Consider the following 15,612-nt stretch of genomic DNA (forward strand, 5'->3'; position numbering starts at 1 on the left):
AAACACTCTTTTAGCTATCTTAAACAGTATTCCGCCAATACTCTTTGCAATTCATAAACGTTAAGACTACTATTAAATTGCTTCTGAATAGGAAGAGCCGTTCCAGAAATCCATATTTTTAGTTCTGCCTCTAAATCAAAATGACCAGCTGTCTCTATACTAAAATGCGTAATTGATTTATATGGTATAGAATGATATTCTGTCTTCTTACCTGTTACCCCTTGCTTATCTACTAATATAAGTCTCTTATCTGTAAATATAAACATATCTCGTATTAATTTATATGCTTTTTCTATTCTTTCTGTAGATGAAAGTATATTATTATACTCTTTTCTTATGCTTTCTAAATTTACTTCCGATGCATTTCCCATTAATCCATTAAAAATTCCCATATATATTCACTTCCTTTATAGTATAAAAGAGCCACACAATGTAGCTCTTTTTATAACATTATATTAAGTTTAAAGCTATTGTATTCACAGCAAAAAGCAGCATTGAAACAACTGTTAATTTTAATAACATAGCTTCCTTAGTTCTAGCTTTATTCTTGGAAAAAAATGTTTCTGTTTTACTTCCTTGAATAAGTCCACTTAATGCATCTGTCTTACTTGGTTGTAATAATACTGTTACTATAATCACTATTCCTAAAACTGCTTCCAATACTAATAATGAATTTTTAAGCATTGCTATACCTCCCAACCTCAATAAAAATGGTCGTATTTACATAAGGTTATATTACCATATTGAATGTTATATTACAAGTAATTATGCTCAAAAAAATAAAGGATTGTAAGAATTATCCTACAATCCTTTTTAATTATTTTAATTACTTCTTAATGTTGAAGAATGCTTTTCTTCCTCTGAATTCAGCTACGTCGTCTAATTCTTCTTCAATTCTGATTAATTGATTGTACTTAGCAACTCTTTCAGATCTTGCTGGAGCACCAGTCTTGATTTGACCAGCGTTAACAGCTACAACTAAATCAGCTATAGTTGTATCTTCAGTTTCACCTGATCTGTGAGAAATAACTGCTGTGTATCCAGCTCTGTTAGCCATTTCTATAGCATTTAAAGTTTCAGTTAATGTACCAATTTGGTTTAACTTAATTAAGATTGAGTTACCTACTCCTAAGTCGATACCTCTTTCTAATCTTTCAGTGTTAGTAACGAATAAGTCATCACCAACTAATTGAACTTTCTTACCTAATCTTTCAGTTAATAGCTTCCAACCTTCCCAGTCTTCTTCAGCCATACCATCTTCGATTGAGATAATTGGGTATTTGTTAACCCAGTTTTCTAAGAAGTCAACCATTTCAGCTGCAGTTAAAGTCTTTCCTTCATGTTCTAATACATACTTTCCATCTTTGTAGTATTCTGATGAAGCAGCATCTATAGCTATGAACATGTCTTCTCCAGCTTTGTATCCAGCTTTAGTTATAGCTTCGATTATAACTTCGATAGCTTCTTCGTTTGATTTAAGGTTTGGTGCGAAACCACCTTCATCTCCGATAGCTGTTGAATATCCTTTATCATGTAAAGTTTTCTTTAATGTATGGTAAACTTCAGCACACATTTGTAATGCATCGCTAAAAGTCTTAGCTCCAACTGGCATTACCATGAATTCTTGTAAATCTACTGAGTTATCAGCGTGTGATCCACCGTTGATTATGTTCATCATAGGTACTGGTAAAACTTTTGCATTTACTCCACCTACATATTGATATAATGGTAAATCTAATGATTTAGCTGCTGCATTAGCTACTGCTAAAGAAACACCTAATATAGCATTAGCTCCTAACTTAGCTTTGTTTGGAGTTCCATCTAATTCTATAAGTAACTTATCTATATATGGTTGATCATATACATTACATCCTATTAATTCTTCTGCAATTGTATCATTTACGTTTTGAACAGCCTTTAAAACACCTTTACCTAGGTATTGGTTTTTATCTCCATCTCTTAATTCAACTGCTTCGTACATACCAGTTGATGCTCCTGATGGAACAGCAGCTCTTCCTACAGTACCATCTTCTAAATAAACTTCAACTTCTACAGTTGGAAAACATCTTGAGTCTAGAATTTGTCTAGCTACAACGTCTACTATTTCGCAATAATTTTTCATTACGTATCCTCCTTTATTTTAATGTTATTTATCACATTCTCTATATTTTATTACCCTTATTATTATATCATACTCTGATATAATTATTCACAAAAATATTTTAATATAGAAATTGCTACACTTAATAACATATTTTAGCAAATAATAATCATTATCACATTCCAACTATTATTATACCACTTTGTCCATATATTTCAATATAATTTTAACTATGTAATCATTTAAAAAAATATTTTTTTAGTGTATCTGCCCTTGCCAAATAAAAACCGACAAGAGCAATTTATTCTATTTTATTATTTAGAAACTTATCCTCTTTATATTTATAACAAAGTTAAATTTATACATAAATTTAACTTTGTTATAATTTTCTAAATAATAAAAGAGTCCATTTTTAGACTCTTTTATTTACTCTATTTCTCTATTTTTCAAATATTGATTGTATCTTTTTTGCCAATCCTTTGCAACTTTTTTATCTATTAATCTAATATCCTCTAGAAAACTTTCCAAAACACCTGCTTTTTCTAATCCCTTCATCAAATGTCTTGGATAATTTACTTTTCGTTTATAACATTGTTTTGGATCTATTACCATAACCTTATTATCATTAGTTATATATATATCCCTGCATCTTGCATCCAATTTAGTAAACTTAAGTTTTTTAAACTCTTCTATTAAATTATACAGACCTTCTGCAATTTCATAATTAAAGCCTTTTTTCTTAATATAATGATCTAGTCTATTTCCATCAACCTTATCTCTTACTATATAATATTTACCCATATTATATACTCTAGGAAAATACTTAGATTTACTCACTTTTTTTAGGGTATCTCCTTCTTCCTTACAACACTTTGTTTCTTGAAAAATCTTAATTGCTTTATCATTCGGAAGCTCATAAACTATTCCATTATGTCCTTCCCCAAGAAAAATAGCTTCTTTAAAAAGTTCTTCAGTTTCAGCATCAAAATCCGCTGAATAAGAATACGTCCTAGGCATATAACTCTCCCATAAAAATACTATTATTATATATTATTATTTATATAGTTTTTTTATAACAATTTTTCTATTTAATTAAATATTACTGATTCTGGCTTTACAGTATCTCCATAAGCCGGTTCTAAAGTCTTTTCAAATGCCTCTTTAAAGAATCCGTCTTTAGTTAAAGTATCTATTTCGTCATTAAGCCATTCTAATAATTCAGTATCACCTTTCTTTACTGCTGGTGCTATAGCATCTTCATCTCCTAAGCTTGAAATGAAGGTTGTGTATCCTGGATTCTCCTTTGCCCATGCAAATAATAAAGTATTATCATGAGCTAATGCATCTCCTCTTCCGTCAGTTAATGCTGCAAAAGTTTCTGTATTTTGTTCAAATTTAACTAGTTCTATATCTGGATAATTTTTTGTAAAGTAAGCTTCTGCTGTAGTTCCTTTATTAACTAATAGTTTTTTACCTTTTAAATCTTCTACTGATTTAATTGGAGATCCATCTGGTGAAACTACTCCTAATGAAACCTTCATATATGGAGTAGCAAAATCTACTTTTTCTTTTCTTTCAGGAGTTACAGTAAAGTTTGCCAATATAATATCAACCTTATTAGATTCTAAATATTCTACTCTATTAGCTGCTTCTACTAATATAAATTCAACTTTATTTTCATCACCAAGTAAATCTTTTGCAATTCTCTTTGCTAAATAAACATCATATCCTTGATTTTCACCTTTTTCATCTACATAACCGAAAGGTGGCTTATCACTAAACACACCAATTCTTACTTTTCCTGCTGCCTTAATTTCCTCTATAGATGATTGATTTTCCTCAGATGTTTGGTTATCATTTGTTGCTTGACCACATCCTACTAACGCTCCTACTGCTAATACTAAAGTTAAAATTATTGATAATAGTTTTTTCATATTATTTACACCCTTTCTTTACTAAACTATATTTTTTTTATTTATATAAATCAAATGAAGCTAAAAAGCTCTTTGCCCTTTCAGTTTTTGGACTTCTGAAAAACTCTTCTGGAGAAGACATTTCAACTATCCTTCCCTCTTCCATAAAAACTATTTTATCTGCAACATTCTTTGCAAATTCAAGTTCATGTGTAACTACCACCATTGTCATCCCATTCTTCGCAAGTTCTAATAAAACCATCAAAACCTCTCTAACCATTTCTGGATCTAAAGCTGCTGTAACCTCATCAAAAAGCATTATTTCAGGATTCATGCACAAAGCCCTAACTATTGCAATCCTTTGTTTTTGTCCTCCAGATAACTCTCTTGGATAAGCATACTTTCTATTATATAAACCTACCCTATTTAATAGTTCATCTGCCTGCTTTTCTACTTCTTCCTTTTTTCTATTTTGAGCCTTAACTGGCCCCAGCATTATATTATTAATAACATTTAGATGAGGAAATAGTTCATAGCTCTGAAAGACCATTCCTACTGTTCCTCTTACCTTTTCAAAGGGTATCTCCTTTCCTAAAAGACCATATCCCTCAAGATATATATTACCTTCATTAATTTTCTCAAGCCCATTTAAACATCTTAAAAATGTACTTTTCCCACAACCTGAAGGTCCAAGTATAACTACCACTTCACCCTTTTTAACATCTAAATCTATTCCTCTTAAAGCTTCTATATCACCATAGTCTTTCTTTAAATTACTAGCCTTAAGTAATACTTCATCACTCATAATCTATCATCCCCTTAATTTAACTTTCTTTCTAAAGCCTTTGCTCCTAATGAAATTGGGAAGCATATCAAGAAATATACTATTAGCATAAATCCATATATCCAAAATGGTGTTAAAGGCTCTGTTAATATAGATCTTTCAATTATTTGTTGTCCAACTTTAACTAAGTCAACAGATCCAATTAAGGTCATTAATGTAGTTGTTTTAATCATTCTTGTAGTTAAGTTAATAATCCCTGGTAATACTCTTCTTATACTTATTGGAATAATTATATATCTATAAGTTTTAAACTTATTTAAGGATAATGCAGCAGCAGACTCATAATAAATTTTAGGAATAGAAGTAATAGCCCCTCTAACTAAATCTCCTATTTCTGCTGTTCCCCAAATCGTAAAGACAATGTATCCAACTATTAATGAATCTATATGAATATTAAATAATGTTGGCACTCCAAAATAAAATATAAATAACCATACCATTACTGGAATTATTCTAACGCTTTCTAGATATAAAAAAGATAATGCCTTGATTGGTTTGCTTTTGCTAGTCATAATAATTCCAAAAACAATCCCTAAAATAGTAGATAAAATTACTGATACTAGTGCAATATTTAAGGTAACCCCTAATCCTTCCATAAGTCTTTTTAAATTGTCTATACTAAAAATTTGATTATCTGCCAAACTCCCCATACCTTAACCTCCTTTCTATAATTCTGCTAACTATGGAAATTGGAAGTAATATTATAAGATAGAATAGAACAACTAAAATCAGAGCTTCATTAGTTTTATAGTACATACCTATTACATCTTTAGTGACGAACATAAGCTCAGCTACTGCAATAGAAGCAATTATTGATGTTTCTTTAACCAAAAATATACAATTAGCAACTACTGCTGGAATCGATATTGAGAAGCTAATTGGTAATATTATATCTGTCAATATTTGCATCTTACTAAGCCCTAAGGCTTGCCCGCTTTCTATTTGCGACTTTGAAACTGCCTCCACCCCGCCTCTAAAGGATTCAGCCATGTAAGCTCCACCTAAAAAAGCTAGTCCAATAACACCACATGTAAAACCACTTAGTTTTATTCCAAACTTAGTTAATCCATAAAAAAGGAAAAATACTTGGATTAATAATGGAGTATTTCTTGAAAATTCTATATAAGCCTTTGATATTGCAGTTAAAATTTTTAAATTAAAATATCTAGCAGCTTCTATTAATAATCCTATTATTATTGATAATAGAATAGAAATAACTGCAAGCTTCAAAGTCATAATGGTTCCTTGGACATACGTTGGTATTATTTCTGTAATAAAATTAAAATCTATCTTCATTTGCATTCCCCCTATTAAAATACATAAAAAAACTTCATCCCTTAAAAATAAGAGACGAAGTAAACTCCGCGGTTCCACTCTAGTTGAATATAATTTCCACTTTTGTATGCTATAAACGGCATTCCGTTAAGATACTACTACAACTTCATACCTTATACTCCGAAGGGCACTTCATATATAAAATAATTGAAGGCTTCCAGCTCTTGCCTTCTCTCTGTAAATTATAATTATATATTACTTTCTTCATCATTGTATTATTCCTACTATTCCGATATGTTTATTTAAATTATATTTTTATTGGTTATTTTTGTCAATAGCTTTTTTTACACTTACTCTAATATATGATAACTATAAAAAAATGATAATGTTTTTTAAGCAAAAAAGAAACCTAAAGTAATTTAAGTTTCTTTCTTAATCATATGTTATAATTTTTATCTTTCTTTTCCTATAAACACTACTCCTAAAGTTCCAGGCCCCCCATGAGTTCCTATAACAGCTCCTATTGAAGTAATAATTATATCTCTAACTTTATATTTATATTCTTCTAATATCATTTTCTTTACTTCTAATGCATCTTCTATACAATCAGCCTGACAAATAAAAATAATTTGGTCCTCTATATTTTCTCCATTTGTTTTAATTTGTTGTACTAAACTCTTTAAGGCCTTTTTTCTTCCCTTGAACTTTTCAGCTGATAAAACTCTTCCTTCATCATCAATCTTTAATGTTGGCTTTATTCCAAGTAAACCACCAACGGCTGCTACAGCGCCTGAAATACGACCTCCTCTTTTTAGATGATTTAAATCATCTACTGTTATAGCATGAATTACTTTTCTTTTAATAGACTCTAAATAATCTATAATTTCTTCTATAGGAACATTATTCTTTATCATTTCAACAGCCTTATAAACTAATAGGCCTTCACCTACAGATACACTTAATGAATCTAAAACATATATATTTGCATCTGGATGCTCTTCTAATACCATATTTCTTGCAGTTATTGCACTACTTACAGTTCCACTTAGTGCTGAAGATAAACCTATATATAATATATAATTTCCTTTCTCAACATACTTTGTAAACATTTTATGAAAAGTTCCAACATTAACTTGAGTTGTTGAAGGCATTGCTCCTTCTTTAACTAGTTTAAAAAAATCTTCATGATTTAAAGTTTGTCCTAAATCATCTGGTATAAATTCTCCATTTAAGTTAACCATTAAAGATGCCACATCAATATCATTCTCTTTTATAAAATCTATAGATAAATCACAAGCTGAATCTGTTATTAGCTTTATATTCATATTTTTCAACTCCTATATGTCTTATTTGTTTCGTACTGATATTATATATATTACTTCTTTTATTGTCAAATGTTTTGAGAATCAAACTAAATATATATGTATATATTATCTTTCTTGCTCAATTCGCAAAAAAGAATAATTTAAAATTATTTTACTTTTTTATTTAACTTTTTCTCATATTGGATTATAGATGATTCGATTACTATTACTAATATCCATAATATAAATTTTAATAGACTGTGATTCATATAAAAATGAATTGTATATAGTAGAACAAAAGCAAGTATTAAAGCTAATATTGTTAATTTATATTTTTTTAAATTTGTTAATTAATTTACTCATGAAATTCTCCTAACTTAAATTTTCCTTTTCTATTTCAGTATAAGGGGATTATAAATTGTAATATTTTTAACAGATTTATGCCAAAAATTCTTAAAATCATTTTCCTCTAAAACTATTGATTCATCTCTAAAATATTGTTCTCTAAATTTACACATCCCTATCCCCTTTAGTTCTATATTTCAATACTAATGTAATTTAATTAATAATTTTACTATAATTATAATATATAATAAATCATATCACATTTTAAAAAATTATTTATAGACTTTTTTCCTATTTATAGTTAATTTTTACAATTTAGAATTATATATATTGACAAAAATTTATCAAATAGGTATACTTTTATATAACAAATGGTAAAGGAGGATATTATGGGACGTTTAAAAGATAAGGTTACAATTATTACAGGGGGTAATTCAGGAGTTGGTGCTACAACAGCACTACTTTTTGCAAAGGAAGGTGCAAAAGTTGTAATAAGTGCACGACGTGAAACTCAGCTAATTGATGTTGCTAATAAAATAAAACAAGAAGGTGGAGAAGTTCTTACAGTAGTAACTGATATTTCAAAACCTAATGATGTGAAAAATCTAATTTCCAAAACAGTAGAAACCTTTGGCAAAATTGATGTTTTAGTTAATAATGCTGGTGTACTAGAATCTGGCTTAAAGCCAATCGACTGTGTACTTGACGAAGATATAGACTATATCGTAGATATAAATATAAAAGGAACTATGTATTGTATGCGCGAGGCTACAAATGAAATGTTGAAAACAGGAAAAGGCTCTATTGTAAACGTATCTTCAATCGCAGGTGTAAGTGGGTGTGGTGGTGCTGCTTATGTTTCATCTAAAGCAGCTATAATAGGATTAACAAGTCATACTGCTTTACGCTTTGCTGGTACAGACATTCGTTGCAACGTTGTATGTCCTGGAAGTATAGTTACTCCAATGGTGTCTGACATGAATCCAACAAACCTTGACAAGAACATGATGGCACAGATGGCTAAACATAGCGATATGTCTATTCAACCATGTATGCCTGAGGATGTTGCAAATATTCTTCTATTTTTAGCAAGCGACGAATCAAGATCAATTACCGGACAAACAATTATTTCAGATTTCGGTAGCACACTATAAATTTGAATCTTAAAATTTTAATAGAGACTTGAGATAGTTTTGTGTAATTGAGATTTTTATTTATTAAATATTACTGGAAATTTGAGTTTCCAGTAATATTTTTTTCTTATAATGAAATACTAATAATGAATTATTCTGTTTACTTATAGTATTTAAAAAAAATCGAATAATATGCATGATTTTCACAAAAAGTACAAGCTTTTATGCTAATTCATCTTTTAATTTGTCTTCAAATATTATTGAAAGCTCCGCTAGCGTAATGCCCCAATTTGATGTGGGTTGAGTCCATTCCCCAATTATTTCCATAGTCGCTAAGTAAACAGCTTTATTTAAAGATTCATCTGTTGGAAAAATAATTCTATTCTTTGTGAACTTACGGATTTGTCGGTTTAATCCTTCCAAAAGATTTGTAGTGTATATCATTTTTCTAATATCTCTCCATAAAATTCAAATTTTTTAATCACTCATAAATTCCATACTAGACTTAGTTCTGAAGTTTGTAACATGCTGTCTTAAATTATCACTAAACATTAAATTTTTCTTTTCTATTTCAGTATAAGGAATTCTAAATGGATGATTGTAATGTATATAGTTTACTATATTAGATCCTGTTATAGTGCCTTCAGGAATATCTATTTTATAAAAAACATAACCTCTTTGTTCTTTAGAATTATAAGGATAATTCATGACTCCCGTAATTTTATTATCTTGCCTTGTATATACAAACATATCATTACTTGTAACTATTTCTCCATTTAATCTAGGTATAGGAGCTGTATAATTTATGTCCTCCTTTTCATATAACAATCTTCCATTTATAAGTTCTAAAGACCATGTATTACTAATCGCAAATCCATCCTGCCAATAAGGTCCTTTTCCGCCAAAATTAAAATATTCAATTGCATACATTTCATTATCCTTAAGTTCAATAAAAATACTTGTTACGTTCAAATTGTTTTCTGAAGTAGAATTAAAATTTAACTCTTCACTAAAGGTTTCAACATTTATTATATCCTTAAGAATAGTAATATCATCATCTAATATATCTTTAACAATTTTTAATGGAACTCCCTTATCTATTAGCATATTTCTAATTGAAAATTCTTTTACTGGAATAACTTTAATTGAATCTAATTTGATATGATTAGAGAATACACAACAAACTGCAACTATAAATATACATATTATCATATAGCCACAAAGAAGCTTTTTCTTATTAAATCTTATACTTTTCTCTGAATACATGTAATTAATAGTTTCAAGTTTATAGCTTAATTTATATATTGATCTAAAAATATAAAAGTAATAAATAATTATTGGAATAGATATAATCCAAATTTCTCCCAATTCTGTTATTCCACAAATAACAACTATAATTCTCCAAATAATCAAACCTAAAATAGGATCTTTTTTAGTTAGTATATCTGCTCTATAAAAAATATTCTTAAAACCTTTTCTAAAAATAATAAGAAAACTCACTTGAAAAATTGTTGAGATAAAAGCCATTATACTAGTATTTTTATAATTAATACTTAAAGGTGTATTTATATATATTAAATTTAATATATGAAATATCATATTTATTATAGAAAAAATCCAAGCCATATTAAGTGACTTATTTTCTTTTCTTATACTACGAAAGCCAATATATAAAAATGCTGCTCCTATTGTTGGCAAAATATACTGTAGCCATAAAAAATTAAACGTCATTACAGTAAACATAAAACCAAGTGTAATATTTTTCATAGATTCATGCCAAAAATTCTTTAAATCTTTCTCTTCTAAAACTATTGAGCTATCATTAAAATACTCTTCATCAAATTTACTCATTTATATACCCTTTTCCCCATATTTTTTCTTCTTAATTATTCTTAATACCCATTTGATTTTATAATTAATTATATTATATCCCCAAAATTGTATTTTTTCTACATTTCAAATAATTGTTATCATATATGCCTCTATATAATGGTATCATGCTTTTATAATAATTTTTTCATTAGTAACAAAGTAAGAAACCTCTATTAGACTATTTATTTGTCTAATAGAGGTTTCTTGATTATTTATTATTTTCTCTTTTTCTTTAATAATATACTTCCTGCACCAATTGCAGCAAGTCCTATTCCAACAACTACTGTACTTCCAACTACAGCACCTGTTTTAGGTAAATTGGAGTTATCTAAATAGTCTCCCTTTATATACGTATTTGTATCTCCCGGTTTTTCTTTATCATTATCTGAATCTCCAGGATTGCTTGGGTCTATTGGATTACTCGGCTCTACAGGCTTAATAACATCTTCCTTACTATCCTTAACATTCTTTATAGCAGCTTTTATATTAGAAATAGCCTTACTTACTTCTTCTTCTGAAGTATATGGAGCCTTAACTATGTTTTCACCTGCTTCTATAAAGCTCTTTAATTCCTCTATAGCTTCTGAATCGTATAAACTTTCTTCAGATTCAATTTCTATTAAAATTTTATTAGCATTGTCAATAGTTTGCTTTAATCCACTAATATCTATTGCACTTGCACTAAAAGCTTCTACATCACTCTTTAACTCTTCAAACTTAGCTTCAGCTTCATCAATTGTAAGTGATTCAACAATAGAATCTGCATATTCATTTAATAAAGCTTCATATGCTTCTACTACTTCTTTTTCATATTTCTTTTCAGTTTCAGCATTTTTAACTAATTCTATAAACAACCTTTGATCATTTATTAAGCTTTCAATCTTAGATACATCCCCTGCTGGAATAACACTTTCTAAGAATACTTTAATTTCATTGTTTAACTTAACTATTTCTTCATTAAACATTTCATCAGTTATCTCTTCTTCACTATCAACTAAGACTTGTAGCTCTGATATAGCTGTCTTCAATGCTTCTACTGAAGCTTCTGTATAATTTCCAGGCCTATCACCTATTACAGCTTTATTTACTAATCCATTACTATATTCTAATAATTTAATAGCGCTTACCTTACCATCACTTGGATTAACTTTATCTTCTAAAATTACTTTAGCATTATTTATAACTTCTATAGCATTTGAAATATCTTCATCAGTAGAAGCTGGATCATAATATATATCAATAACACCTTCTAAAGTATCACTAAACTCATTAACAGCTTCTTCTGGATATTGTCCTGCTTCAGTTCCTACTAATAAATTATCTCTAAATTCCTTCATAGACATAATTACATTAAATAATTCCGACTTATCATATACTTCATTATCTTCAATATTTATCTCATACTTATCTAAATTAGCAAAAATTCCTGTAGGTTTATCTAAAAGATATCCTGTTAAAGTATAAGATCCATTTGGCTCTCCTTGTTCTGGAAGAAATTGAGTGCTAAATAAACTACTTTCAAAGTCTTCTAATTCATAAACAACATCACCAGTCGGTCCAACTATGCTTAACTTCCAAGTTAGTGATTTTTGTACTGCACCATAAATATAGCAAGTGTTTTCATAATTTACATAATCTCCAGCAACATGAAAGTATAATAACATAGTTTCTGCATCTATTTCTTTAGAATCACCATATACACCAATCCCTGCGTTCTTTGCATTATCAAAAGCAACTACTACTAATTCACTCGGCATTTCTTCAACAAAATGGCTCTTTTCTCCAGTAGATAAAGGTACATATTCATTATCTATAAATAATATCGAACCATTATAACCAGAAGTTTCATCATATACATCAAAGGTTATTTCATATCCACCATCAACCTCTGTAATCTTTATATCACTAACTTTAGGATCAGTAGCATCTACCTTAACATTCATTTTAGTTTCTTGAATTTCAGAACCTTCATAAGCAAATTTACTTTTTATAACAAAAGTATAAAGACCATCTTCAACTAACACATTCTCCTCATTAGTTCCATCCCATGGATTATTATCAGCAATACTATAAAATATATTTCTATTATAGAAAGTATTTTTAGTTACATATTCATCTTCATATAGCTCTTTAACAAAATTTCCATTTTCATCTTCTACAGATACATTTAAATACTCAAGATTTCTTAAAACAGTAAATTTAGGTCCAATTAAATTTTCATATCCCTTAGGTGAAAATGCTATCTTATCTTCATTTATTGTAGCTGTATCTCTACTAAATCCAAGAGGAGTATCTGAATCATATGAAAATATTGCTGTATATTCAGCATAAGGCTCACCCCCAACCATAGGTTCATCTACATTTGCTGCATCATTCCAATCCCCGTAGAATCCCATAAGAGGAATGCTTACTTCATCATAGCTTGAATTTTGAGGTATAAATCTTACAAATCCTTCTACATAAGACTTATCTAAAATATCAGAGTTAGATAAATTAACATCTACATTTAATGTTGTAGCTCCATCAACTGTTACGTATTTATTTTCAGAAACTGCTTCACCATTTATAGTAATATTAGCACCATTTACTTTTCTACTTGTAAGCTTAGTTACTTCCTTATTAAAATCAACCTCACCATCAAGATTTATATCTACATCCTCTGTATCTCTTTCATCAGTATATAAATCAACAATAACTTCAAATTTTAAATCTTCATCTGCAAATGATTCAATTCCTAAATTAAACTCAAAATCATTTTCAACTTCTTTTAATGCTACAGCGCTTCTCTTTTGAACTTCTGCATCAGCATCATAAACAACTATTGGAGTTGTAAGTGCATTTCCTAATTGTATTAACCCTGCTCCTTGCTTTCTTGGCGAATATGGAGCATCTGCACTTATTTCTTCAACTATTTCAGTATTATTCATAAGAATATTTTTAGCTGTCATAACTGTTTCAAAATCTAAATTATTATTTTTTTCCTTCATTGATTGGAGTAAAATAGCTACTGCTCCTGCTACTTGTGGTGATGCCATAGAAGTTCCTGACATAGTAGTATGTTGACTATCTGGTGTAGTAGAATATATATCACCACCAACTCCAGAAACCTCTGGTTTAAAATCTAGTGTTGAAGTAGTTCCCCAACCTGAAAAATCACTTGCTTCAACTCCATCAACTGATGGTACTACTGTAACCTTATTAGTAAATTTAATAGATAGTTTTTCACCATCCTCTAATAACTTTGATATTTTATCACCATTTTCTTTATTAGTTGATGCAACAGGCACTTTATAATAAGAATCTATATTATATCCATTTGTATATTCACCAGATACGATTATAGCTACAGCCCCATACCTATTTGCTATTACTTGCAAGCTTAAATTCACAAAATATGGATTATCTACTTCAAGTAAAACTACCTTTCCTTTACAATCTACATCTTTAAAATCCTTTTCGTTTGTTCCATTTACTTTAACAACTTCATATTCTTCTTGTCCAATAACTTCTGTTAAAATTGGATAAAATCTAACTTGATTTAAGTATTCAATTTTTTCACCATTACTCAATTCAGCTACATTTGCAGTAATTTTATTATTATTCATTGATGCTACTGATAAAGCATAAGAGGATATTGACGGATCTCCAACTGTACCTATATCAAAATTATCAGCATAGGAGCTTGGCCTATAGCTATAAAGATCTTTTGTTGAATAGTAAGCATTACCTGCCGCAACAACTACTAATACCCCTGCTTTAGATGCATTTTCTATAGCAATTTGCATTAAATCGCTATCTTCTAGAACAAATCCAGCATCACTTCCAAGACTCATATTAATTACATCAGCACCAACTTCAACAGCATGATTTATACCTGCTATAATATCATCTTCATACCCTCTTCCATCATCTGCAAATACTTTTTCACCTACTATTTGCACTTCTGGAGCTATACCTTTAACTCCTCCATTTTCAACATCTCCGTTTGCACCTACTATACCAGCTACATGCATACCATGACTAGCGTTAAACGGATCAGCTGGTGATATATCATTATCTTTATTAGCCCAATCATATCCTGTTGGAAATTTTTCATTATAATAAATATCATCAACTTCTGTGCTATCTAAAACATTATTTAAGTTTTCTTCTGTTAATTTGGCCTTTTCACTGCCTTCTTCTCCTAATAAAAAGTCTGGATGGTTAACTTGAAATCCTGTATCTAAAACAGCAACAACCATGCCTTCACCTTTATATCCATATTCATCCCAAACTTGTTGAGCTTGTACCATATTATTAGAATTAGCAAGATCTACATAATACTCTCTAGCTACTCTTACAGATACTACATTGTCAAGAGACTCAATCTTTTTTATATCACCATATTTAACATCCCCAGTTATGGTGTTTACATCTTCAGTAAATTGGTATCTTACATCGAAACCAATATCTGAAGATTCCATTTCATCTAAAGTTAATGCTTGAATTTCAAAATTTTCTTCTGAAATTCCACTTCTAGTTAGTCCATTTCCCTCTTCAAGCGTAACTATAACTCTGACATTGTCACTATCTTCATAAGTTTTTGAAGTTTCTACATTGTATAAGTCCGATTTTTCATTTTTTTCTTGTAGCTTCTGATTTTTGTAAAGCTTTATAGCCTCACTTTTAATCTGCTCTAAATTTAATTTTTCCCCATTTACTGTAGCAAGATTACCTGCAAATACTTTTGTAATTGGTAAATAACTAGCTACCAATATAGCTGCTAACATTACAGCTACAACCTTCTTCTTTACCATCTAATAGCCCCCTTTTAATAAAATATATA

The 15,612-nt window shown here is 29.2% G+C and carries 13 protein-coding genes, 1 pseudogene and 1 other annotated feature; of the genes and pseudogenes, 1 reads left to right on the plus strand and 13 read right to left on the minus strand.

The features are described from left to right. Window positions 1–14: 14 nt before the first annotated feature. From ACQPUY_RS14615 to ACQPUY_RS14660, 10 genes are all read right to left on the minus strand, one after another. Window positions 15–392, minus strand: a complete 378-nt coding sequence (locus ACQPUY_RS14615) for a PH domain-containing protein (RefSeq protein WP_430842235.1) — start codon at window positions 390–392, stop codon at window positions 15–17. Window positions 393–450: 58 nt separating this feature from the next. After that, window positions 451–684 (minus strand): preprotein translocase subunit SecG, encoded by a 234-nt coding sequence (secG, locus tag ACQPUY_RS14620; protein WP_430842237.1) that lies wholly within the window; start codon window positions 682–684, stop codon window positions 451–453. 142 nt (window positions 685–826) lie between these two features. Beyond that, window positions 827–2,122, minus strand: a complete 1,296-nt coding sequence (gene eno, locus ACQPUY_RS14625) for a phosphopyruvate hydratase (protein ID WP_430842239.1) — start codon at window positions 2,120–2,122, stop codon at window positions 827–829. Between the two features lie 405 nt (window positions 2,123–2,527). Continuing rightward, window positions 2,528–3,118 (minus strand): protein kinase, encoded by a 591-nt coding sequence (locus ACQPUY_RS14630; protein WP_430842241.1) that lies wholly within the window; start codon window positions 3,116–3,118, stop codon window positions 2,528–2,530. A gap of 71 nt (window positions 3,119–3,189) precedes the next feature. Then, window positions 3,190–4,035 carry a cysteine ABC transporter substrate-binding protein gene (locus ACQPUY_RS14635; protein WP_430842243.1) on the minus strand — a complete coding sequence of 282 codons (846 nt, stop codon included), beginning with the start codon at window positions 4,033–4,035 and terminating at the stop codon, window positions 3,190–3,192. A gap of 37 nt (window positions 4,036–4,072) precedes the next feature. Next, a complete protein-coding gene (locus ACQPUY_RS14640) occupies window positions 4,073–4,819 on the minus strand; it encodes an amino acid ABC transporter ATP-binding protein (RefSeq protein WP_430842245.1) in 747 nt (248 codons plus the stop codon). A 14-nt stretch (window positions 4,820–4,833) separates the two neighbouring features. Then, a complete protein-coding gene (locus ACQPUY_RS14645) occupies window positions 4,834–5,508 on the minus strand; it encodes an amino acid ABC transporter permease (RefSeq protein WP_430842247.1) in 675 nt (224 codons plus the stop codon). Further along, on the minus strand, window positions 5,489–6,154 hold the full coding sequence (locus ACQPUY_RS14650; protein WP_430842250.1) for an amino acid ABC transporter permease: 666 nt from the start codon (window positions 6,152–6,154) through the stop codon (window positions 5,489–5,491). Before ACQPUY_RS14650 ends, ACQPUY_RS14645 begins: the two co-directional genes overlap by 20 nt. Window positions 6,155–6,201: 47 nt before the next feature. After that, window positions 6,202–6,413: a binding site (T-box leader), on the minus strand. Window positions 6,414–6,585: 172 nt separating this feature from the next. After that, the gene (locus ACQPUY_RS14655) at window positions 6,586–7,458 is read right to left on the minus strand and encodes a DegV family protein (RefSeq protein WP_430842252.1); all 873 of its coding nucleotides are present in this window, start codon (window positions 7,456–7,458) and stop codon (window positions 6,586–6,588) included. A 371-nt stretch (window positions 7,459–7,829) separates the two neighbouring features. Continuing rightward, window positions 7,830–7,955: a hypothetical protein gene (locus ACQPUY_RS14660; RefSeq protein WP_430842254.1), complete on the minus strand. Its 126-nt coding sequence runs from the start codon at window positions 7,953–7,955 to the stop codon at window positions 7,830–7,832. Between the two features lie 216 nt (window positions 7,956–8,171). Between ACQPUY_RS14660 and ACQPUY_RS14665 the strand changes: the two genes are divergently transcribed. Then, window positions 8,172–8,936, plus strand: coding sequence for an SDR family NAD(P)-dependent oxidoreductase (locus tag ACQPUY_RS14665; protein WP_430842256.1), 765 nt, complete (start codon window positions 8,172–8,174; stop codon window positions 8,934–8,936). Between the two features lie 201 nt (window positions 8,937–9,137). On the opposite strand, the pseudogene ACQPUY_RS14670 reads toward ACQPUY_RS14665, so the two are convergent. The 3 genes and pseudogenes from ACQPUY_RS14670 to ACQPUY_RS14680 form a co-directional block, all read right to left on the minus strand. Continuing rightward, window positions 9,138–9,371 (minus strand): annotated as a pseudogene (locus tag ACQPUY_RS14670) (transposase); the annotation flags it as partial. Window positions 9,372–9,392: 21 nt separating this feature from the next. Beyond that, the gene (locus ACQPUY_RS14675) at window positions 9,393–10,766 is read right to left on the minus strand and encodes a hypothetical protein (RefSeq protein WP_430842257.1); all 1,374 of its coding nucleotides are present in this window, start codon (window positions 10,764–10,766) and stop codon (window positions 9,393–9,395) included. A 236-nt stretch (window positions 10,767–11,002) separates the two neighbouring features. Continuing rightward, entirely contained in the window at window positions 11,003–15,583 is a 4,581-nt protein-coding gene (locus ACQPUY_RS14680; protein WP_430842259.1) for a S8 family serine peptidase, read from the minus strand. Between the last annotated feature and the right edge of the window lie 29 nt (window positions 15,584–15,612).

It is taken from the genome of Clostridium nigeriense, assembly GCF_050585245.1.
GTDB lineage: Bacteria > Bacillota > Clostridia > Clostridiales > Clostridiaceae > Clostridium > Clostridium nigeriense_A.